19 protein-coding genes are annotated in these 20,318 nt (G+C 67.5%); 9 read left to right on the top strand and 10 right to left on the bottom strand.

What is annotated here, in order from left to right; translation table 11 throughout:
• The first annotated feature begins 28 nt into the window (after positions 1 to 28).
• Positions 29 to 1,693 carry an energy-dependent translational throttle protein EttA gene (gene ettA, locus BMZ02_RS15500; RefSeq protein ID WP_091645521.1) on the top strand — a complete coding sequence of 555 codons (1,665 nt, stop codon included), beginning with the start codon at positions 29 to 31 and terminating at the stop codon, positions 1,691 to 1,693.
• 139 nt (positions 1,694 to 1,832) lie between these two features.
• Here the strand turns inward: ettA and BMZ02_RS15495 are convergent, their stop codons facing one another.
• From BMZ02_RS15495 to BMZ02_RS15485, 3 genes are all read right to left on the bottom strand, one after another.
• Positions 1,833 to 3,260, bottom strand: a complete 1,428-nt coding sequence (locus BMZ02_RS15495) for a mannose-1-phosphate guanylyltransferase/mannose-6-phosphate isomerase (RefSeq protein ID WP_091645519.1) — start codon at positions 3,258 to 3,260, stop codon at positions 1,833 to 1,835.
• Positions 3,261 to 3,299: 39 nt separating this feature from the next.
• Positions 3,300 to 3,941, bottom strand: a complete 642-nt coding sequence (locus tag BMZ02_RS15490) for a hypothetical protein (protein ID WP_091645517.1) — start codon at positions 3,939 to 3,941, stop codon at positions 3,300 to 3,302.
• Between the two features lie 65 nt (positions 3,942 to 4,006).
• On the bottom strand, positions 4,007 to 4,912 hold the full coding sequence (locus tag BMZ02_RS15485) for a DUF4382 domain-containing protein (RefSeq protein WP_091645516.1): 906 nt from the start codon (positions 4,910 to 4,912) through the stop codon (positions 4,007 to 4,009).
• A 138-nt stretch (positions 4,913 to 5,050) separates the two neighbouring features.
• On the opposite strand from BMZ02_RS15485, the gene BMZ02_RS15480 reads away from it, so the two are divergent.
• Together BMZ02_RS15480 and BMZ02_RS15475 are read left to right on the top strand one after the other, a co-directional pair.
• Positions 5,051 to 7,423, top strand: a complete 2,373-nt coding sequence (locus tag BMZ02_RS15480) for a helicase-related protein (RefSeq protein ID WP_091645514.1) — start codon at positions 5,051 to 5,053, stop codon at positions 7,421 to 7,423.
• Between the two features lie 175 nt (positions 7,424 to 7,598).
• Entirely contained in the window at positions 7,599 to 8,666 is a 1,068-nt protein-coding gene (locus BMZ02_RS15475) for an EAL domain-containing protein (protein WP_091645512.1), read from the top strand.
• Between the two features lie 120 nt (positions 8,667 to 8,786).
• Here BMZ02_RS15475 and BMZ02_RS15470 read toward each other — a convergent pair whose 3' ends face one another.
• From BMZ02_RS15470 to BMZ02_RS15455, 4 genes are all read right to left on the bottom strand, one after another.
• Positions 8,787 to 9,152 (bottom strand): phasin family protein, encoded by a 366-nt coding sequence (locus tag BMZ02_RS15470; protein ID WP_091645510.1) that lies wholly within the window; start codon positions 9,150 to 9,152, stop codon positions 8,787 to 8,789.
• 126 nt (positions 9,153 to 9,278) lie between these two features.
• The gene (locus BMZ02_RS19315) at positions 9,279 to 10,262 is read right to left on the bottom strand and encodes an NADPH:quinone oxidoreductase family protein (protein WP_091645508.1); all 984 of its coding nucleotides are present in this window, start codon (positions 10,260 to 10,262) and stop codon (positions 9,279 to 9,281) included.
• Entirely contained in the window at positions 10,259 to 11,329 is a 1,071-nt protein-coding gene (locus BMZ02_RS15460) for a tRNA-queuosine alpha-mannosyltransferase domain-containing protein (RefSeq protein ID WP_091645506.1), read from the bottom strand. Before BMZ02_RS15460 ends, BMZ02_RS19315 begins: the two co-directional genes overlap by 4 nt.
• A gap of 57 nt (positions 11,330 to 11,386) precedes the next feature.
• Complete coding sequence (locus BMZ02_RS15455; protein ID WP_171909953.1) at positions 11,387 to 11,869, bottom strand: SufE family protein; 483 nt, start codon at positions 11,867 to 11,869, stop codon at positions 11,387 to 11,389.
• A 161-nt stretch (positions 11,870 to 12,030) separates the two neighbouring features.
• Here BMZ02_RS15455 and BMZ02_RS15450 point away from each other — a divergent pair, with 161 nt between their 5' ends.
• Positions 12,031 to 12,690 (top strand): cysteine hydrolase family protein, encoded by a 660-nt coding sequence (locus BMZ02_RS15450; protein WP_091645503.1) that lies wholly within the window; start codon positions 12,031 to 12,033, stop codon positions 12,688 to 12,690.
• 53 nt (positions 12,691 to 12,743) lie between these two features.
• Here the strand turns inward: BMZ02_RS15450 and BMZ02_RS15445 are convergent, their stop codons facing one another.
• Positions 12,744 to 14,102, bottom strand: a complete 1,359-nt coding sequence (locus tag BMZ02_RS15445) for an alanine/glycine:cation symporter family protein (protein ID WP_091645501.1) — start codon at positions 14,100 to 14,102, stop codon at positions 12,744 to 12,746.
• Positions 14,103 to 14,293: 191 nt separating this feature from the next.
• Here BMZ02_RS15445 and bluB point away from each other — a divergent pair, with 191 nt between their 5' ends.
• The 4 genes from bluB to bfr all read left to right on the top strand — a co-directional run bounded on the left by bluB (position 14,294) and on the right by bfr (position 17,587).
• Positions 14,294 to 15,028 (top strand): 5,6-dimethylbenzimidazole synthase, encoded by a 735-nt coding sequence (gene bluB, locus BMZ02_RS15440; protein ID WP_091645499.1) that lies wholly within the window; start codon positions 14,294 to 14,296, stop codon positions 15,026 to 15,028.
• Positions 15,009 to 16,043: an asparaginase gene (locus tag BMZ02_RS15435; RefSeq protein ID WP_171909952.1), complete on the top strand. Its 1,035-nt coding sequence runs from the start codon at positions 15,009 to 15,011 to the stop codon at positions 16,041 to 16,043. The genes bluB and BMZ02_RS15435 overlap by 20 nt, the downstream gene beginning before the upstream one ends.
• A gap of 277 nt (positions 16,044 to 16,320) precedes the next feature.
• Entirely contained in the window at positions 16,321 to 16,983 is a 663-nt protein-coding gene (locus BMZ02_RS15430) for an AbiTii domain-containing protein (RefSeq protein WP_091645496.1), read from the top strand.
• A 121-nt stretch (positions 16,984 to 17,104) separates the two neighbouring features.
• Positions 17,105 to 17,587: a bacterioferritin gene (bfr, locus tag BMZ02_RS15425; protein WP_091645494.1), complete on the top strand. Its 483-nt coding sequence runs from the start codon at positions 17,105 to 17,107 to the stop codon at positions 17,585 to 17,587.
• Positions 17,588 to 17,599: 12 nt separating this feature from the next.
• On the opposite strand, the gene BMZ02_RS15420 is transcribed toward bfr, so the two are convergent.
• A complete protein-coding gene (locus tag BMZ02_RS15420) occupies positions 17,600 to 18,217 on the bottom strand; it encodes a gamma-glutamylcyclotransferase (protein ID WP_091645492.1) in 618 nt (205 codons plus the stop codon).
• Between the two features lie 167 nt (positions 18,218 to 18,384).
• Here BMZ02_RS15420 and BMZ02_RS15415 point away from each other — a divergent pair, with 167 nt between their 5' ends.
• Positions 18,385 to 18,882, top strand: coding sequence for a hypothetical protein (locus BMZ02_RS15415; protein ID WP_091645491.1), 498 nt, complete (start codon positions 18,385 to 18,387; stop codon positions 18,880 to 18,882).
• A gap of 7 nt (positions 18,883 to 18,889) precedes the next feature.
• Here BMZ02_RS15415 and BMZ02_RS15410 read toward each other — a convergent pair whose 3' ends face one another.
• Positions 18,890 to 20,314, bottom strand: coding sequence for a Glu/Leu/Phe/Val family dehydrogenase (locus BMZ02_RS15410; RefSeq protein WP_216110871.1), 1,425 nt, complete (start codon positions 20,312 to 20,314; stop codon positions 18,890 to 18,892).
• Positions 20,315 to 20,318 lie beyond the last annotated feature (4 nt).

Raw genomic sequence — 20,318 nt, 5'->3', positions numbered from 1 at the left:
TTTCCGGAACAGCAGGTTGAACTGACCAATGGCGCAGTACATCTACACCATGAACCGGGTGGGCAAGATTGTTCCGCCCAAACGCGAAATCCTCAAGGATATCTCCCTGTCGTTCTTCCCGGGCGCCAAGATCGGCGTGCTCGGCCTGAACGGCTCGGGCAAGTCCACCCTGCTGAAGATCATGGCGGGCGTGGAGACGGAGTTCGAGGGCGAGGCACGGCCGCAGCCAGGCATCAACATCGGCTACCTGCCCCAGGAACCGCAGCTCGATCCGGCGAAGGACGTACGCGGCAATGTCGAGGAAGGCGTCGCCGAGATCAAGAACCTGCTGGACGAATTCAACGCCGTCTCCGCCGAGATGGCCGACCCCGACGCGGACTTCGAGGCCCTGATGGAAAAGCAGGGCAAACTGCAGGACCGCATCGACGCCGCCAACGCGTGGGACCTGGAGCGCCAGCTGGAACAGGCCGCCGACGCGTTGCGCCTGCCCCCCTGGGACGCCGATGTCACGAAGATCTCTGGCGGTGAACGCCGCCGCGTAGCCCTGTGCCGGCTGCTGCTCTCCGCGCCGGACATGCTGCTGCTGGACGAGCCCACCAACCACCTGGACGCCGAATCCGTGGCCTGGCTGGAGCGTTTCCTGGACGAGTTCCCGGGCACCGTGGTGGCGGTCACTCACGATCGCTACTTCCTGGACAACGTCGCCGGCTGGATCCTGGAGCTGGACCGCGGCCGGGGCATTCCCTGGCAGGGCAACTACTCCTCCTGGCTGGAGCAGAAGGAGAAGCGCCTGGAGCAGGAGAAGAAGCAGCAGGCCTCCCATGATCGCGCCGTCAAGGCGGAGCTCGAATGGGTGCGCACCAACCCCAAGGGTCGGCAGGCGAAGAACAAGGCGCGTCTGCAGCGCTTCGACGAGCTGCAGTCGAAGGAATTCCAGAAGCGCAACGAGACCCAGGAGCTCTACATTCCGCCGGGGCCACGCCTGGGTGACAAGGTCATCGAGTTCGACGGCGTCAGCAAGGCGTTCGAACACGAGCTGCTCTACGAGGACCTGACCTTCAACCTGCCCCCGGGCGGCATCGTCGGCGTCATCGGCCCCAACGGCGCCGGTAAAACGACGCTGTTCCGCATGATCAACGGCCAGGAAAAACCCGACTCCGGCGAGATCCGTATCGGCGATACCGTAGACCTGGCCTACGTGGACCAGTCCCGGGACAGCCTGGATGACAGCAAGACCGTGTGGGAGGAGATCTCCAACGGCCAGGACATCATCCAGGTGGGGAGCTACGAGGTGAACTCACGCGCCTACGTGGGGCGGTTCAACTTCAAGGGCACGGAGCAGCAGAAGCGCATCGGCGAACTCTCCGGCGGTGAGCGCAACCGCGTCCACCTGGCCAAGCTGCTGCAGAGTGGCGGCAACGTGCTGTTGCTGGACGAACCCACCAACGACCTGGATGTGGAAACCCTCCGCGCGCTGGAGGAAGCGCTGCTGACCTTCCCCGGCTGCGCCGTGGTGATCTCCCACGACCGCTGGTTCCTGGACCGGATCAGCACGCACATCCTCGCCTTCGAAGGTGACAGCCAGGTGGCGTTCGTGGAGGGCAACTACCAGGACTACGAAGCGGACCGCAAGAAGCGCCTGGGCGACGACGCCATGACACCCCACCGCATCAAGTACAAGCGGCTGGCGTAAGGGAGTAAGGGGGATGGGTGGTGGTGGACCTGAAGGTCCACCCTACTCCATCCCCTGCACCACTCCCCGATTCCCGGCGTCAGTTCATCCGGCGTCACGCGTAGGGTGCACCTCCAGGCCCACCACCCCGCCCCGGGCTTCACCCCCGGCCATAGACATCCGTGAGCCGCACGATGTCATCCTCGCCGAGATAGCTGCCGGACTGCACCTCGATCAGCTCCAGCGGGATCTTGCCCTGGTTCTCCAGCCGGTGGGTCACGCCCAGCGGGATGTAGGTGGACTGATCCTCGGTGAGCATGAAGGACTCGTCGCCGCGGGTGATGTGCGCCGTGCCACGCACCACCACCCAGTGCTCGGCCCGGTGATGGTGCATCTGCAGTGACAGACTCGCCCCCGGCGCGACGATGATCCGCTTCACCTGAAACCGCTCACCGCTGGCGATGCTCTCGTACGATCCCCAGGGCCGCACCACGCGCCGGTGGTTGAGCGGCTCCTCACGGCCGTCCCGACGCAGCCGGTCAACGATCGCCTTGACGTCCTGAACACGGTCACGGTCCGCCACCAGCACGGCATCGGCCGTCTCCACGATGACCGCATTCTCCACCCCCACCGTCGCCACCAGCCGGTGCTCGGAGCGGATGTAGCTGTTGTGGCTGTCATGGGCGTAGACGTCACCCTGGGTCACGTTGCCGTCGCCGTCGGCGTCGGTGGCTGCCTGCAGCGCCGCCCAGGAGCCGAGATCGCTCCAGCCCGGATCCATGGGGACGACCATGGCATCCCGGGTGCGCTCCATCACCGCGTAGTCGATGGAATCCGAGCGGCAGCGGGCGAACGCGTCGTGGGCCAGCCGCACGAAATCCAGGTCCTGGCTGGCGCCTGCCACGGCCTCGCGACAGGCCGCCAGCATGTCCGGCTCGAAACGCTCCAGTTCCTGCAGAAAGCGGTCCGCCCGGAACAGGAACAGCCCGCTGTTCCAGAGGTAATCGCCCGAGCGCACGTAGCGTTCGGCCGTGGTGAGGTCCGGCTTCTCCACGAACTCCGCAACCGCCACCGGCCCCTGCCCTGACTGCCCCTGCAGGTCGGCGCGGATATACCCGTAGCCGGTCTCGGCGTACGCCGGCCGGATGCCGAAGGTGACCAGCGCACCGTCACGCGCCGCCTGGGCGCCGGCATGCACGGCGTCGCGGAAGGCGGCGGGATCGGCGATGGCATGATCTGCCGGCATGACCAGCAACAGCGTCTCCGGATCGGTGTCCTGGGCGTGCAGGGCCCCTGCACAGACCGCGGGCGCCGTGTTGCGCCCGGCGGGCTCCAGCAGGATATCCGCCCGTTCCATGGCCGTGCCACGCAGTTGCTCGGCGACCAGAAAACGGTGCGACTCGTTACAGATCACCACCGCGCGGCCCGCCAGATCCGGAAGGCCGGCAAGCCGGTTCACGGTGCTCTGAAGCATGGTCTCCTGCGGCGACACCAGCGGCAGCAGCTGCTTGGGGTAGAGCTCACGCGACAGGGGCCACAACCGCGTGCCGGAGCCACCGGAGAGAATGAGCGGCGTAATGGTCGCCATGGCGCATGCCTCGGTTGAAGTCAGTGGATACCCGGAATGCTAGAGGATGACGCCGCTCCAGAACAGCACGACGAAGACGATGAGCATGGCGGCACCGACGCCGCGGATGGCGAGATCCGGCAGCCGCCCCAGGCGCATGAGATCATCCACCTTGCCGAACAGGGCACCGCTGGCCTCGCCCGGCCAGTGTCCCGCGCCGAGCCGGTGAATCAGCGCAAACGCCACGTAGACCAGCAGCACACTCAGCACGCCATAGATGGGCCCCAGGATGGCCGGCTGGATATTGCCCAGGGGCGCCTCGATCCAGACCGCGAACGGCCAGCCCAGAAGCAGCCCGACGAACAGCGCGGCCAGGTAGAAGAAAAAAGTGATGAACGCCTGGGACAGGGTGGCCATGAACAGCAGCAACGGCCGGCCCGGCGGCACCTGGCGCAGAATCAGCACCACACCGCCCACCACCAGCAGCGATCCCACCGCCAGCTCGCGCAGCAGTGCGTTCACCGGACGCAGCGTGTTCAGCCACTCCACGGCGGTGCCGTCGAACGTCCGCGGCACCAGCAGCACGAGAATGGCGAAGAGAAAGCTGACAGCCGCAAACGGCCACACCCGGGCAACGATGGCGCGCAGAAAGGCCCCGGGGGTCAGCCGGGCAATATCGGGCGTATGCAGAATGCTGCGCATGCAGGCGCTCCTTTCTTGAATGACCAGTCGAGTATGACGGGGCGGGCGCGAGAAGGCCAAACCTGTCAGCAGGAGCCGGGCTCGCCCCGACCACCATCGGGCTCGACCAGCGTACACGCACCGGGCTCCACCTCGAGATTCTCCCGGGCCTCGAAGGCGATGGAATCGTCCGCCGCCGGGTCGTCGTCATCGGCGGCGCAGGTCCACGCCGCCGTATAGCGACCGGCCGGCATGTAGGCAAGGGTGAGCGACGACAGGTCACCCACCCGCAGGCTGAACAGCGGGCCGTTGCCACCGCCCATGGGCACGGGGTCGGCGTCGAACCCGGGATACAGGTAGACGCCGCGGCCGTCCGATGGGGTACAGAAGGGAAACGCGGCAAACAGCACCAGCCCGCTTCGGGAGGCCGTGGTGACCACACCATCACCGTGCAGCGTGTAATCGCCACCGTCGCCGCGCAGGGCCGACGGGAGGTCCACATCCACCACCACGTCGTCGCTACTGCTGTCGGAGATGGTGAACGCGTCCTCGAAGGTCACGGCGTCGCCACTGTCCGCCAGTTCAAGGCCCCTGCTGGCGCCACCTGCGGTGGTCACGCTGCTTGCGGCCACATCCACGCGCAGGGACACCGCGTCATACTCTCCCGCCGGCACCCGCTCGCCGGAGAACACAATGGCCGACGGCGGCGCCGGATCGCCGAGCTCGCTGACCAGCTCCACGGTCACCGCCTCATCCAGCTCCACCTCATGCACGCCCGGGTCACCGTCCAGCGTCACCGACTCGATCACGAGCCGGACGCTGGCCAGGTCGACAGACGGTTCCTCTGGCATGCGCAGCGTGATCTCGGTGCGGTCACCGGCGGTACCCGCCGACCACTCCAGATTGCAGCCCGCGATCACGGCCCCACCGATGAGCACCACGGTCAGCCCTGCTGCCGCCCGCCTCGTCCGATTCCCATGAATACGATCCATTGCCGACGCTCCCTGTCGTCTGCCATTCGTTCCTTATACCGTTTCATGGCGGCCCGGGGAAAGCGGCGCTGGTGAACAACACCCGTCTCCCCGCCCCGGCTCGCACCCTCCTGTGTTGCGGCGTATCCTGTGGCACCCATGACGACACAGCCCAGCGACGCGACCCGGGAGCAGGCCACACTGCCCATCGACCCGCTGCGAGCCGCGGTCGGCGAGGCCCTGGACACGGGGCATGTGGTGGTGACCGCGGCCACCGGCACGGGAAAATCCACGCGCCTGCCGGTGTGGGCCGCAGTGCGCGGCGCGGTGCTGGTGGTCGAGCCACGGCGCATCGCCGCCATCGGGCTGGCAGAACGGGTCGCACAGGATACGCAGACACCGCCAGGGGCGTACGTCGGCCACGCCGTGCGCGGCGACGCACGCTACAACGCCGACACCACCATCGTCTTCGTCACGCCGGGCATGGCTCTCAACTGGCTGATGCGCGACGGGCTGAGCCGCTTCGCCACCATCGTGCTCGACGAGTTCCATGAGCGCCGATGGGACACGGATCTGCTGCTCGCCCTGCTCAAGGCGCGGGGTGAACATCGCCTGCTGGTCACGTCGGCCACGCTTGAAGGCGAGCGGCTCGCCACCTGGCTCGGAGCGACTCACCTGGAGGCGGACGGAAACAGTCATCCGGTCACCGTTGAGCATCGGGCGGACAACCCCCGCGCCATGCCCCATGACGACCGTCTCGCGGAACGGGTCGCCGCGGCGGTTGAGGACTGTCTGGCGAACGACGACGGCGACGTCCTCGTCTTTCTTCCAGGCCGCCGCGAGATCGACGCAGCGGCCCGGGCGCTGCACGGCCTCGCGGCGGACGTGATCCCGCTGCACGGCGGCGCCTCCGCGCGGGAACAGCGCCGGGCACTGGCCCCGGGAAACGGTGCGCGGGTGATTCTCGCCACCAACGTGGCCGAGACCTCGCTCACCGTACCCGGCGTCACCGGCGTGGTGGACAGCGGCCTGGAACGGCGCACGGCGCAACGCAACGGCCGCACGGTGCTGACACTGGGCCCCGTTGCCAAAGCCAACGCCGAGCAGCGGCGCGGACGCGCCGGGCGCACCGCCCCTGGACGCTGCATCCGTCTCTGGGGCGCCCAGGCCCCGCTGGCAGCGGTCACACCGCCGGAGACCCAGCGCGAGGACCTCACGGATCTGGCGCTGGCAGCCGCCAGCGCGGGCGCACCGGCATGTAGCCTGGACTTCCCGGACCCGTTGCCGCCGGCCCCTCTGGCACGGGCGGAATCAAGGCTCCGGGCCCTCGGGGCCCTGGCCGATGACGGCACCGCGACGCCGCTGGGGCAGCAGTTATTCAGCCTGCCCGTGGAGACACAGCTCGCCACCCTGATCCTGTCCATGCCGGACGCGGACACCCGCGGCGTCATGGTGGACCTGGCGGCAGCCCTGACCAGCGGCAGAGGCATGGTCTCGCCACCCCCGGATCCGGACCAGCGCCAGCGCCTGACCCGCGCACTGGGGCGGCGCTGCGACGCCACTCTGCTGGTGGCAGCCGTCCGCGACGTCGATCTGCCCGAGGCAACCATCGCCGGGGCCGCGTGCAGCGAGGCCCGCGCCCTGGCCACGCAGCTGCGGGACGACCTGGGGCTGCCGGCGATACCTTCGACGCTGACCGCCGACGTGATGGAACAGGCCCTGACCCACGCGCTACCCCGGGCACCGGACATGGTGTTCGTCCGTCGGCCCCGCCGCCGCGAGGCCATGGGCAACGGCGGCAGCGAGCTTCAGCCCGGGCGCCGGAGCCTGTTCGGCGAACGGGACGAGGCGGCACTGGTCCTGGACGACCACAGCGTCCCGGGCCGCGGAACCCGGCAGACACTGACCGTGGGCACCTGCATGGCGCCCGTCCCCCTCGCCGCCCTGGTCTCGGCCGGGCTTGCCGAGGTGTCCGTCGCGGCGCCGTCACTGGACCACGGCCGGCTGACCTGTCAGCAGCAGTGGCACTATGCCGGCCGGCTGCTGCAGGAGCAGGCAGTGGAACCCCAGGGCGAGGCGGCGCGACGCGCCATGGCCACCCTCATCCTGGCCGGCAGGCTGCTGCGCCCCGCAGGTGAGCGGCTGCGGGATGACATGGAAGCCTGGTGGCTGTATCAGCACGTGGAACTGGACACCACCGCCGAGCCGGGCGACCCGGAGACCTGGCTACTGGACCGCCTGCAGTCCCTGGGTGTGGAGCACGGCGATGACCTGGCGCTGATCGAGGCCGACGACCTGCGCTTCGACGGCGTGCCCGACTGGGAGCGCGACCGCTTCGACGCACGCTTCCCCCGCCAGTGGTCGTTGCCATCCCTGGAGCTGCGCCTGCACTACGAGCCCCGGCGTCGGCGCGTGACCGCCGAACAGACCGGCGGAACCCGGCGCAAGCCACCGCAGCGCTGGGAACTCCCCGCATGGCCGGGATGGGAGGTTCGTTTCAGAAAGGCCAGCCGCGACGTGCGCATCGACTGAGCCGCGGCAGAGAAACGTCAACGGCATACGTATCGCCGACGTGGCATCCGGCGATACCATCAAGAAAATGCTCCGGCGTGCCGATCTAGCACTGTACCGGGCGAAAGAGCACGGCAAGAACCGTGTCGAGGTCCAACTGCGGGAATCACCACCATGAATCGAGGTTACCGAGTCCATGGCATGCCAAGGCTGTGAGGTCGTCCCCACCATTCAGACGCGAACCGGGCGTCTGTACCTGGCTCCGAAGCTGGCGCACACCCGCGCCACGGCGATCCGCCAGCTGCAGCGTCAGGGTTGGGAAGTGGAACACCTCGAGGACAACGTGTTCTATGTGGAACTGGGCGACAACGAGCCGGAGGTGCTCCTTGAAGCGCTCTCCGGAATCCTGTCGCGACCGGAGCAATCCAACTGCCCGGCGGTGCTGCTGGAGCGCGAGACCGACTTCCACGTCCGCCACCTGGCGGACATGGTGCCGCTGGGCGTGCTCATCTCCAGGCTGGAGCATCAGTGGCTGGGCAGCCTGCTTGAGGAGGAGCGGCTGGAGATGCACTTCCAGCCCATTCTCCACGCGGCCAGCGGCGAGGATATCTTCGCGTTCGAGTGCCTGGTGCGGGGGATTGGCCGGGACGGTGGCCTGGTGCGGCCGGATCAGCTGTTCGCGGCGGCCCGCGCCACCGACCTGATGTTCCACATGGACCGGGCATCGCGCATCGCGGCGATCCGGCAGGCCGCAGTACAGGGCATTACCGAGAACGTCTTCATCAACTTCAACCCCACCTCGGTCTACGACCCGGTGTTCTGCCTGCAGACCACCTTCGACGAAGTCAACCGCCATGGCTCGGAACCGGGGCGGTACGTCTTCGAGGTAGTGGAGACCGATCTGGTGGAAGACCCGTCACACCTGGAGGCCATCCTGCGCGAATACCGGCGGCACGGCTTCCGCGTTGCCCTGGATGATCTGGGCGCCGGCTACGGCTCACTGAACCTGATGCAGAGCATCCGGCCCGATTTCGTCAAGCTGGACCGCGGCATGGTGGATGGCGTCAGCCAGGACGACTATCGCGCTTCGATCACCTCGCGGCTCATCGACATGGCCCGCGACCTGGACGTGCAGATCATCGCCGAGGGCATCGAAACCGCCGCCGACTGGGAGTGGCTGAAATCCCAGAAGGTGGATTACGTGCAGGGGTTCCACTTCGCCAGGCCAGCGGCCGTCCCACCCAGACCGGGACCACCCCGGTAGGGTGGACCTTCAGGTCCACCAGCCAGCAGGCCGCTCGGAACAAAAAAAACCGCCGCCCCGCGGAGGAGCGACGGTTCCCGACTGGCTGGCGCGGGCTATCCCGCGCCGACGCCGATCGCCTTACTTGGCCTTGCTCGCCGCCTTGGTGGCGGACTGCACGTTGGCCTGGGTCAGCTTCTGCGCTTCTTCGGCGAACTGGCGGTTCAGGTTCACGAACGCCTCGGCGTCGCCCTTCATGCGCTCACCGATTTCCTTTGCGACTTCCTGCTGGCCCTGGACGAAGCTCTGCACGTCCTGCGGAGCCTTCACTTCCATGGCGCTGCGAAGCTGCTTCAGGCCCAGGTCGGTGTAGGCGCGGGACGCCTCGACCTGGGAGTTGACCACGGATTCCACGTGGTTCACGGTCAGCTCGGCGAACGCACGGGCCGGGCCGCCAAAGAACTTGTCGAACTGCTCGTTGAACTGATTGATGGTCGGATTCGTCATGGCAACACCTCGTCAGGTTGCGGGTTCAGGCAAGGTGTGGAACCCTTTTCCACCCTTGTTGCGGCGCATCATATCAACGCAAATTGTGCACTGCAACAGTTTTATCCCCGGGGCCATCAGCCCGATTCAGCCGACCACCAGGGCCAGCCGTCCCACAACGCGTCGCTGATCCATGAAGTGCAATGCGGCAGCCGCATCCTCCAGGGGAAACGTGGCGCAGACGTGGGGGCGCAACAGTCCGCGCCCTGCATAGTCGATCAATACGTCCAGGCTCTCGCGTGCCTGGGCCGGGTCACGCCGCCCCGCCTCGCCCGCGCGAACACCAACGATGCTGTAGCCCTTGAGCAGCGCGTGGTTGGCGGCAAACGCGGGGATCTCGCCACTGGCAAAACCGACCACCAGCAGCCGCCCGCCCCAGGCGAGCAGATGCGTGCTGGCGCTCGACAATGTCCCGCCCACCGGGTCGTAGACCACGTCCACTGCGTTGGGGCCAGCAATTTCCTCTACGGCCTGCCGGACATCCTGGGTGCGATAGTTCACCACCGCATCCGCGCCCTTCTCCCGGGCGACGGCAAGCCGTTCGTCACTGGAGCCGACGGCAATCACCCGTGCGCCGAGCAGATGACCGAGCTCCACCGCCGCCAGCCCCACACCACCGGTGGCCCCCAACACCAGCAAGGTCTCCCCGGCCGCCAGCCGCCCCCGGTACACCAGCGCCTGGTGGGCCGTCTTCGCCGCCACCAGATAGGTGGCGCCTTCGGCAAAGCCGAACGCATCCGGCAGCGATACCACGCTCGATGCCGGCACCACCACCTGATCGGCGTATCCGCCGTAGCGCAGCATGGCGATCACCCGCGCGCCCGGTTGCCACTGCCCGGCGTCCGGACCGGACTCGATCACGGTGCCGGCCACCTCCATGCCCGGGGTGAACGGCGGTTCCAGCCGCAGCTGATAAGCGCCACGGGTCATCAGCAGATCCGGGTAATTCACTCCCGCGGCGCGCACGGCGATCCGCACGGCATCCGGCGCCAGCGGCCCGGGAGTACTGGTGATCAGCCGCAGCGCATCGGGGCCGTCCAGGGATTGGCACACCATGGTGCGCACACTCATACGACACTCTCCGCTTGTTCTCCTCGGATCACCCGTCGCCAGGCGGGCTCGACGGCAGGGGCCAGCCACGGCGACACATCCGCCGGCGGCGGGCGGTCCCCCGTCAGCCACGCGGCGAGCCGCGCCTGCAGCGCGGCCGCGTCACCAACCGGATAACGATACTGCTCGGGATACTGTTCGGGATAACACAGGGCGTCCGGCACCAGCGGAATGGCGCCGGCGCTCGCTGCTTCCAGCATGGCCAGCCCCTGGAACTCGTGGGCGGCGGTGCTCACCACAATCCCCGCCCTGCCGACCAGCTCGCGATAGGCCGGCGTCGCCACCCGGCCGTCCGCGATGATGCGCTCCGGCAGTGCCGCGCGCAGACGTGTCAGCGCATCCGGCGGTGTCCGTGGCCGGGCGCCCAGCAGCGCGAGCCGGAACCGGTAGCCGGCGCGCGCCAGGCCGATCACGGCGTCGGCGAACAGGTCCGGTGCCTTGTCGTACTCCCAGCGGTGATTCCAGAGGATCAACCCGTGGTCTCTCTCCGGGGCCGCTGGTATCGGGTGAACAGGCACCGGACAGATGCTACTACGGGCAGCCAGCCGCTCGGGGACCCGCTCCGGGGTCGCGTCAGGCATGCGGCGCAGCAGCTCACGGGCGCCGTCGAGGAACGAGTCGCGATTGAAACGGGAGTTGAACAACAGGCGGTCGGCAGCGAGCGCGCCATAGAGCTGCACCACCTGTGGCTCCAGCGACTCCACCTGCCCGGGGCTCACCGGATAGGCGAACTGGTTCTCGTGGAAGTAGTAATCCACCGGGACGGGCGCCAGCCGGGGGTGCAACCCCCGCAGCGTGGCCAGATCGACCATGGACGTCGCGACAATGCGGTCAGGCGTCTGACCGGGCAGGTCATCCAGCCACGACAGGGGGCTGCCACGAATGCGCCAGCGGAAGTGACGCCCGGGCAGCTCGCGGACATGCCAGTGCACCTCGTGGACGTGCTGTTGCAGCCAGTCCGCCCATGCGGCGTGACTGTCCGCGCGGTAAGCGGACAGCAACCAGATGTGAGGAGACGCCTCTGCCATGATTCCACCGACGACCGGGACGCTGCACAGAATGCGCAACCCGGCCGGCGATGGCAATTACCCCGCGAGGCGGGAGGGTACGCGCGCCGGCCTGGAGCCAAAGGCCACCGGCCGCTGACCGAGCAGGTGGCGGATGGCGATGTGGCGCACATGGTGCACCATGGCGTAGGCACCGCGGATGCGCTGCGCGCTCATGCGGCCGGGCAACCCCATCTCCTCGATGAACCGCGGCGGCGTGGCGATGATGTCGTTGGCCGCCTCCCCGGAAAACAGGTGAACCACCAGCCCCAGCAGGCCGGCATCCATGGGGCAGTCACTGGCCCCCAGGAAGCCCAGGCGTCCTGCATCGCCGCTGCCGCGTACCCATACCCTGGAGGCGCAGTCGGGGACCCGATTCGCCGAGGTACGCCAGCACACCGGCAACCGCGGGACCCGTTCGCCCTGCTCCATGATGAACTGGTACCGATCCGCCCAGTTGTCCATACCGAGGACCTGGCGCACGATCCTTGCCTGCCTCTGTTCAATGCTGTCCCGGCTCATCGCCCTCACCTCTCTCGGCGTGTGGCGGAGTATCCGCCCGATGCAGGTTACACTAATAGGAATGATTCTCATTTGCAAACCATTCCCCCATCCCCAACGCCTGCGTGAAAGGGTAGACTCCCGCCCGACCCATTCCTGCCCCGCGACCCGGGAGACACACCATGCAGGCAGATAACACCGCGCTGGTCCTGATCGACTTGCAAAAGGAGGGCCAGTTCGGCATCGACGCGCTGGACTCCGTGGTCAGGAACAGCCGCATCCTCATCGACGGCTGCCGGCGTGCCGGCATCCCCGTGATCTACACCCGCCAGGTGAACCGCGCCGACGGCGTGGGCCTGTCACTGGGTGAGCCACTGGATGACACTGGCCGCCCGGTGCTGTACGCCGACGACAGCGACGCCATCGAGATCTTCGACGCCATCGCCCCGGAGCCTGGCGACATTGTCATCGACAAGCACCGCTGGAGCAGTTTCCACGCCACCAGTCTCGATCTGGTGCTGCGCAGCCTCGGGGTGCAACACGTCATCATCGGCGGGCTGGTCACCGACGGCTGCCTGATGACCTCGGTCTTCGACGGCTACTTCCGCGACTACCAGCTGCACCTGGTGAAGGACATCTGCGCCACCTCCAATGAAGGCGCCCACATGGCCGCCATCCTGATCATGGCGAACTGGGTGTATGGTCTGGAGATCTACAACAGCCGGGAGCTGGTGAAGCGGCTCGACGGTCAACCCTTCCGGCACTGGCAGTCACCTGGCGTCGACACCATGCAGTTCACGCCGGAGACCATGCGGCAGGTCTTTGCCAGACTGGACGACTGACGGGGGGCGGCAGGAGGCATCCCCAACCGGGACGCCCCCTGCCGCTTTCGCACTTACTCCCGCTCCACCTCGCCCCCCTTGGCGAAGTACTCGCGGGTCACGGCGAAGACCGTTCCGGACAGCGCCAGCAGCGCGATCAGGTTGGGAATGGCCATGAGCGCGTTGAGCACGTCGGCAATGAGCCAGACCAGATCCAGGTTGGCCACGGCGCCGACGAACAGCAGGGCCACCCAGACGTAGCGATACGGCAGGATCACCCGCACGCCGAAGAGGTATTCGGCACAGCGCTCACCGTAGTAGCTCCAGGCGACAATGGTGGTGAAGGCGAACAGAATCATGCCGAAGGTCACCACCCACTGGCCACCCACGACGCCCTCACCGAACGCCTCCGACGTCATGGCCGCTCCCGTGGCGCCGGTTTCCCAGACCCCCGTGAGCACGATCACCAGCGCCGTCATGGTGCACACGATGATGGTGTCGATGAACGTGCCGAGCATGGCCACGGAGCCCTGGCGCACCGGGTTGCTGGTGCGGGCCGCCGCATGGGCGATGGGCGCGGACCCCAGCCCCGCCTCGTTGGAGAAGATGCCGCGGGCCACACCGAAGCGGATGGCCGCCCACACCGCCGCACCGGCGAAACCGCCAGTCGCTGCCGTGCCGGTGAAGGCGTCCACCACGATCTGCATCAGCGCGGCGGGCACATCGACCAGGTTGACCAGGATGACGACCGTCGCCCCGACCACGTAGACCAGCGCCATGAACGGCACCAGTTTCTCGGCCACCTTGGCGATGCGCCGGATGCCGCCGATGATCACCATGAACACGAGCGCCGAGAGCACCACACCGGTGACCCAGTGCGGAATGGCCGTGTTCGACTGGATCACGTCGGCCACGGCATTGGACTGTACGGTATTGCCGATACCAAAGGCCGCAATCATGGCGAACGCAGCGAACACCGCACCAAGCCAGGCCCACTTCGCCCCAAGCCCGTTCTTGATGTAGTACATCGGGCCACCCACGTAGCGGCCCTCCTCATCCACCTCGCGATACTTCACCGCCAGTACGGCCTCGGCATACTTGGTGGCCATGCCCACGAGTGCGGTCATCCACATCCAGAACACGGCCCCCGGGCCGCCCAGGGCGATGGCCGTGGCGACGCCGGCGATGTTACCGGTGCCGATGGTGGCGGAGAGCGCCGTCGCCAACGCCTGAAACGGGGTGATCTCCCCCTTGTCCTTCTCTGCTGCCCGGCGTCCCAGCATCATCTGCCGGAAGCCGTAGCCAATGCGGCGGATCGGCATGCCTCGCAGGCCGATGGTCAGATAGAGGCCGGTGCCCAGCAACAGCACCAGCATCGCCGGCCCCCATACAAAGCCGCTGATCCCTTCCAGGACTTCGGTTAACCGTTCCATGTGCCACTCCGCTTGTTGATCGTGTCGGGTCCGCACCGGCTCGGTGCGAAACGTCGCGGGAGTGCCCCGCTTCGGTTCAGACAGGGCACTCCGTAACGCCGCCACGGCCCTGCCTTCACCCAAGGTAGACACGGTGCAAGTTGCCTGCCGCCCGGCCCCGTGTGACGCCCCGGCTGTGGTAGGCTGTATCCATGCAGGATTCCACCACCAGCGGCCGGCGCCCGCGGCCGGGCCATGCGTTCACGACGCCGGAGATCGAAGCTGTCTACCGCGCCATCCACTTGCGCCGGGACATGCGGCATTTCCTTCCCGACCCGGTGAACCCGGACACCCTCGCGCGCCTGCTGACCGCAGCCCACCGCGCGCCCAGCGTCGGCTACATGCAGCCCTGGCGCTTCGTCCGCATCGCGGACCACGCACTGCGCGAGCGTCTCCATGCGCTGGTGGAGCAGGAGCGTCTCGCCACCGCCGACGCCCTGGGCGAGCGTGGTGCCGAGTTCATGCGCCTGAAGGTGGAAGGGATCCGCGACGCCGGCGAGGTGCTGGTGGTCTCGCTCATGCCCGACCGCGAGCAGTACGTGTTCGGTCGCCGCACGCTCCCGGAAATGGATCTGGCCTCGGTGGCGTGCGGCATCCAGAATCTCTGGCTGGCCGCCCGCGCCGAAGGGCTCGGCATGGGCTGGGTATCCCTGTTCGACCCGGACGCCCTGCGCGAGCTACTGGGCATTCCGGAGGGCGGCCACCCCGTGGCCATCCTCTGCCTCGGCCACGTGGACGCCTTCTACGATGCCCCCATGCTGGAGCAGGAAGGCTGGGACACGCGGCGCGACCTCGCAGACCTGGTCTACCAGGACCGTTGGCACACACCCTGCCCCGTTACCGGCGACCCCGCGACGGAGACCGGACATGATGCAGACCACACCTGACGGCGACGCCCTGCCCGTCGGCGTTCTCTACACCGGTGGCACCTTCGGCATGGTGCCGTCGGATCGCGGCTACACACCGTCGTCGGACCTTCCGGAGCGCGCCCAGGCGGCTCTCGCCGGCAGCAATCATCCCCCGCTGCGCTGGCTGGATCCGGGAACCGGCCCGGCCATCAACAGCGCCGATGTCAACCCGGCGTTCTGGCACGCACTGGCCGGGACGATCCGCCGCAATGCGGCGCACTGCACCGGCTTCGTGGTCATTCACGGGACCGACACCCTGGCGTTCACCGGCTCGGCGCTGTCATTTCTGCTGGCCGATCTGGGCCGCCCGGTGGTGGTCACCGGTGCCCGCGCCCCGCTGGGCGAAGCTGCCAGCGACGCCCGGGAGAATCTGCTGACCGCACTGCACGCCGCCGTCTCTCCCGGCTTCACGGGTACCGGCCTCGCCTTCGGCGGCCAGCTGCTGCAGGCCAACCGCAGCAGCAAGCGCTTCGGCGCCCCGGGCCAGCCCTTCACCTCCCCCAACGCGGCCCCCCTGGCCACGTTCGACGGCAACGCGCTGCACTGGCAACGCACCCTGGACACCCTGGAGGCATCGCTGCCCGTGGTGACCGACTACGCCTCACGGGCGGCGATGCTGGCGGTCTACCCCGGCATCAGCGGTGACGTGATCCACGGCGTGGTGGAGACCGGCGTGCACGCGCTCCTGCTGGAGACCTACCCCTCGGGCATCGGCCCGGGGGAAGATGCCGCCTTCGTGGCCGCCATCGACGCGGCCACCCGGCGCGGCGTGGTAGTGGCCGCCGTCTCCCAGAACCAGTACGGCGGCGTGCGCCTCGGCCACTACGCCACCAGCACACCGCTGGCGGAGGCGGGCCTGATCGGCGGCGCCGACATGACCCGTGAAGCCGCGTTCACGAAACTGCACTACCTGATCAATTGCGGCCTGGACCGCGACGCCATCATCGACGCCTTCCAGCGCAACCTCTGCGGCGAGCTCACCGCCACGGACTGACACCCCGCCCTCCCCGTTCCGCATCCGGTGCCCCCATGAAGCAGGGGAGCCGGCGGCCTCGACGCCACTGGCCGGCTTCACGGGCGACCGGGCCGCCACCTGTCGCCGGGGTTGCAACCCACTGACTGAAAGGACAAAATCCAGGAAGGGAAGCCCATAACGACAACGATAGACCCCGCCCGAGGGTTCCCATCAGCCTGGCGGTTGTGGCCGGTCGAACGGCGACAGTTGCACACGGGCGATCAAGGACGGCACCGGGGTCAGGGAGGAGACACCCATGGCATCAGTACTGGAAACCCTGCGCGACCGGGCGGTGGACAACGCCGCAAATCCCGGCGATGTACTTGCCGACGCACTGTTCTACGCGACCGTGCTGCGGCAGAAGCCGGTCTGCAACTGGCTCAAGCGCGAGCGCGACGGCTACCCGGACACCGAGACCGTCCCCGATTACCGCAAGGGAAACGACGCCACGTTGGTGGCCTGGCGCCCTGGCGTGGGCTGGATCGAGGCCCCGATCACGGACGGTCAGCGTCAGGCCTCGGCCATTTTCACCCTGCGCGAAGAGCTGCCGACCATCGTGCGCCAGGAGGCGCAGATCAGAAAGGCCGGCGGGAAACGGCTGGACATGCCCCCGCATGAGGAGTATCGCCTGCAATCGCAGACCAGTCTGTCGACCCGGCTGAGCCTGGTGGTCCCGGCGAGCGCCTACGTGAGGGTACTGACTGCGGTCCGCGGCGCCATCGCTCTGTGGGCGGAAGCGCTGCTCGAAGCCGGGGTCCGCGGCCACGGCTCGTCATTCAGTCGCGAAGATCGGGCGGCGAGCGAAGCGGTCACCGCAGAGCTGGAAGCCCTGCTTACCCGCGCCGATAACCAGGCCGGGCACCTGCTGGAGCAGGCGCAACCCCGATCATTGCTCTCCCGGTTGTTCGCGGGCGCCTGAGCCGGGTCGCCCGTGGGCGCCGAGGCACCTCAGCGCACCGATTGCCCGTGGGCACTAGCCAATCCGGGCAAATAAAGGGAAAATCGGGCGCAAACGCGTTCATGGATCAACGGGAGGCAGCATGAAGGGCGACGAGAAAGTCATCGAGTACCTCAACCGCGCACTGCGCAGCGAGCTCACGGCCGTTCACCAGTACACGCTGAATGCGCGCCTGCTGGAAGACTGGGGCCTGACCAAGCTCTCCGCCAAGCAGGAGCAGGAGACCCAGGAAGAGATGGGGCACGCCAACCGCTGCATCGAGCGCATCCTGTTCCTGGGTGGCAAGCCGAACGTGCAGGACATGGACACGGTGCGCGTTGGTGGCAACGTCAAGGAGATCATGGAGTGCGACCTGGCCGCCGAATCCGAGGCCATCACGCTCTACCGCGAGGCCATGGGCCACTGCGAGTCAGTCAGGGACTACGCCAGCCGCGATCTGTTCGGCGCGCTGCTGGTCGACGAGGAAGGCCACTACGACTTTCTGGAAACCCAGCTCGATCTCATCGAGCGCCTGGGCATCCAGAACTACGAGCAGTCGGCCATGGGTAGCGGCCAGACCGAGTAACCCGTGGCGATCTCACGCTGTGCCGGGCCGGGCGGGCAACCGTCCGGCCCGTTGCGTTTCAGGGCCGGCTTCCACCTCCTGCAGCGCCTGCATCAGGGTGGCCACGTGGGTGTCCTCCGCACCGAGCCGCTCCAGCGCCGCGGCAACCCCCACCAGATAGTCACGGTTCGGGCCGCTCGGCCCCGCAGATCGTGCGATATGCTGCGCCATGTCCAGCGCCGGTGCAGGCCCGAGAAACGCGTCGTTGTCCTCGGTGGCAATGTACACCAGCCCTTGGTCCGTCCCGCCGTCGGTAAAGGTAAGCGTGGTGGTAAACCGCAGATAGCCGTTCTTCTCGCGGACGTCCAGTGGCTCCAGCACCTCCGGCGTCACGCGATAGGCCATGCCCGTACACACCGCACCGGCCTCTTCCACCAGCGTCGCCACCCGTCCCGGCGCATCGGGCGTGCCCCGGTGGTCGTGAGAGCCCTGCCAGAACCGGCGTGACCAGCCACGGATGGTCGCCGGCCGGCACTCCAGGTACGGAAAGCCGGCCTTGTAGAGCAGCGAGCCATAACCGAACAGCCAGAAACTGGCCTGCTCTTCGAACGCCCCCCGTTGCCGGTTGATGGCGATGGTGTCAACGCTCATGGTGCAGTCCCGGGTGCCTCCGTGTTGCACGAACCAATGGCGCCCAGTCTACAGGGGCCGCCGGCGCGCTTGCACCGTCGCCATCGGTGCGGCGATCATACAGGATGGCACGCGGAGGATCTGTCCCCGACCAGCGTCAGGGGGCGCCGGCCTGAAACGAGGACGCCATGGACAGCCGCTTCTATGCGCTGAACAGCTTCATCGCACCGGATTTCAGTGTGCTGGTGCCCAACTGGACGTTCGGCGCCGCGGTCAACCAGTACCGCTCCGCAAGCCACGCCTACCACGGCCCGGTCTACCTGCTGCTCACACCCAGCGATGTCTGCGTCCTGATCAACGACAGCCCGGACAACAACCCCGATGCCGTGGATCTGCTCTGCCGCCTGCCCCACGAAGGCCGCATCAATCATACTCCCGATGCCAGCAGTGTCCGTGAGGCCAGTTTCAGCGAAGGGGTCAGCGCCCTGGGCCGCCTGGCCCGTCACCGGGGCCGCCCACTGGCCGAGGTGGTACCGGCCCATTCCGTATGGATGGCGGGCGATGTGGGGTTCTGCATCCACGACGAACCCCACCGGGTAACGGTATTCCAGTTCCAGGATCAGCGCTGTGTGGACCTGGTCGCCGCCACCGATGCCCAGCGCATCGAGCCCATCGCCGAGCAGTGAGACGGCCTCAGTAACCGATATCCCGGTAAGAGCGGGCGATCTTCTCGATCGCCAGCACGTAGGCGGCCATACGGTAGTCCTTGATGGCGTCGTTGCTGCGGCGTTTATCCATGATTTCCCGGAACGCGAGCCGCATGCTGTCGTCCAGCCCTGAGCGGACCAGATCGAATTCGTCAGCGCCCCGTACCAGTTCGTCCCGGATCCAGTCGGGCACCTGGGCACCGCTTGCCATTTCGATCCCGGAGATGATGTGCTGCCCGCGCGCCTCGTGGAAGCGCTTCTCCAGACGCCCGAACCGGATGTGGGCGAGGTTCCGGATCCACTCGAAATAGGAGACGATGACGCCGCCGGCGTTGCAGTAGGCGTCCGGGATGATCTCCACGCCGCGCGCCTGCAGCATGGCGTCCGCCTCGAAGGTCACCGGCCCGTTGGCCGCCTCGGCGATCAGGTTGGCCTTGATACTGGCGGCATTGTCCGTGGTGATCACACCCTCCAGCGCAGCCGGGATCAGGATGTCACAGTCCAGCTCCAGCACCTTGCTGCCATCCGGCTCGAAGATGCCGCCCTGGAACCCTTCGACACCGCCATGGGCCAGCTTGTGATTCGACAGGGCGTCGATGTCCAGGCCGTCCTCGTTGATGACGGCACCATCGCTCTCGATCACCGCCGTGACCAGAGCGTGGTCCTCCCGGCTCAGGAAGTACGCGGCGTGATAGCCCACGTTGCCGAGCCCCTGGACGATCACGCGCTTGCCCGACAGATCCCCCTTGAGCCCGGCGCGATCACTCTCTTCCTCGTTGCGGAAGAACTCGCGCAGGGCGTACTGCACACCGCGGCCGGTGGCCTCGTTACGCCCGCGCACGCCACCGTGCTCCACCGGCTTGCCGGTGACACAGCCCATGTAATTGATGTCGTTGGGGAAGAGCCGACGGTAGGTATCGACCATCCAGCCCATCTCCCGCGGGCCGGTGCCCATGTCCGGTGCCGGCACGTTCTGCGCCGGGCTGAGGTATTGCTTGTCGATCAGCTCCCGGGCAAAGCGGCGGGTAATGGCCTCGAGCTGGTCGCGGGTATAGCGCTTGGGGTCGAGCATCAGGCCGCCCTTGGAGCCACCGAACGGCACATCGACAATGGCGCACTTGTAGGTCATGAGCGCCGCCAGCGCCTCGACCTCGTCCTGATCCACCTGGGTGGCGTAGCGGATGCCGCCCTTGACGGGCAGGCGGTGGTCGCTGTGGGTGGCCCGCCAGCCGGTGAACATCTCGGCGCGGCCGTCGATCTCCACCGGAAACGACACCTGCAGCACGGAGTGGCAGGCCTTCATGGCCTCGCGCAACCCGTCATCCAGACCCATGATATCGATGGCATGGTCGACCATGTGATCGACGCTCTCGCGGAATGAAACGCCGCCAACCGCGTGCTTCTGCCCCATGATG

This window comes from Aquisalimonas asiatica (assembly GCF_900110585.1).
Taxonomy (GTDB): domain Bacteria; phylum Pseudomonadota; class Gammaproteobacteria; order Nitrococcales; family Aquisalimonadaceae; genus Aquisalimonas; species Aquisalimonas asiatica.
This window is presented reverse-complemented; position numbering and strand designations above follow the sequence as displayed.

Excerpts from the sequence above, each read along its gene's own strand:
- BMZ02_RS19315 (WP_091645508.1), bottom strand. The coding sequence starts at position 10,262 with ATGAGTGTGCGCACCATGGTGTGCCAATCCCTGGACGGCCCCGATGCG.
- BMZ02_RS15485 (WP_091645516.1), bottom strand. The coding sequence starts at position 4,912 with ATGGATCGTATTCATGGGAATCGGACGAGGCGGGCGGCAGCAGGGCTG.
- BMZ02_RS15430 (WP_091645496.1), top strand. The coding sequence starts at position 16,321 with ATGGCATCAGTACTGGAAACCCTGCGCGACCGGGCGGTGGACAACGCC.
- BMZ02_RS15490 (WP_091645517.1), bottom strand. The coding sequence starts at position 3,941 with ATGCGCAGCATTCTGCATACGCCCGATATTGCCCGGCTGACCCCCGGG.
- BMZ02_RS15450 (WP_091645503.1), top strand. The coding sequence starts at position 12,031 with ATGCAGGCAGATAACACCGCGCTGGTCCTGATCGACTTGCAAAAGGAG.
- BMZ02_RS15470 (WP_091645510.1), bottom strand. The coding sequence starts at position 9,152 with ATGACGAATCCGACCATCAATCAGTTCAACGAGCAGTTCGACAAGTTC.
- BMZ02_RS15415 (WP_091645491.1), top strand. The coding sequence starts at position 18,385 with ATGGACAGCCGCTTCTATGCGCTGAACAGCTTCATCGCACCGGATTTC.
- BMZ02_RS15495 (WP_091645519.1), bottom strand. The coding sequence starts at position 3,260 with ATGGCGACCATTACGCCGCTCATTCTCTCCGGTGGCTCCGGCACGCGG.
- BMZ02_RS15445 (WP_091645501.1), bottom strand. The coding sequence starts at position 14,102 with ATGGAACGGTTAACCGAAGTCCTGGAAGGGATCAGCGGCTTTGTATGG.
- bluB (WP_091645499.1), top strand. The coding sequence starts at position 14,294 with ATGCAGGATTCCACCACCAGCGGCCGGCGCCCGCGGCCGGGCCATGCG.
- ettA (WP_091645521.1), top strand. The coding sequence starts at position 29 with ATGGCGCAGTACATCTACACCATGAACCGGGTGGGCAAGATTGTTCCG.
- BMZ02_RS15480 (WP_091645514.1), top strand. The coding sequence starts at position 5,051 with ATGACGACACAGCCCAGCGACGCGACCCGGGAGCAGGCCACACTGCCC.
- BMZ02_RS15420 (WP_091645492.1), bottom strand. The coding sequence starts at position 18,217 with ATGAGCGTTGACACCATCGCCATCAACCGGCAACGGGGGGCGTTCGAA.
- BMZ02_RS15455 (WP_171909953.1), bottom strand. The coding sequence starts at position 11,869 with ATGAGCCGGGACAGCATTGAACAGAGGCAGGCAAGGATCGTGCGCCAG.
- BMZ02_RS15410 (WP_216110871.1), bottom strand. The coding sequence starts at position 20,314 with ATGGGGCAGAAGCACGCGGTTGGCGGCGTTTCATTCCGCGAGAGCGTC.
- bfr (WP_091645494.1), top strand. The coding sequence starts at position 17,105 with ATGAAGGGCGACGAGAAAGTCATCGAGTACCTCAACCGCGCACTGCGC.
- BMZ02_RS15460 (WP_091645506.1), bottom strand. The coding sequence starts at position 11,329 with ATGGCAGAGGCGTCTCCTCACATCTGGTTGCTGTCCGCTTACCGCGCG.
- BMZ02_RS15435 (WP_171909952.1), top strand. The coding sequence starts at position 15,009 with ATGATGCAGACCACACCTGACGGCGACGCCCTGCCCGTCGGCGTTCTC.
- BMZ02_RS15475 (WP_091645512.1), top strand. The coding sequence starts at position 7,599 with ATGGCATGCCAAGGCTGTGAGGTCGTCCCCACCATTCAGACGCGAACC.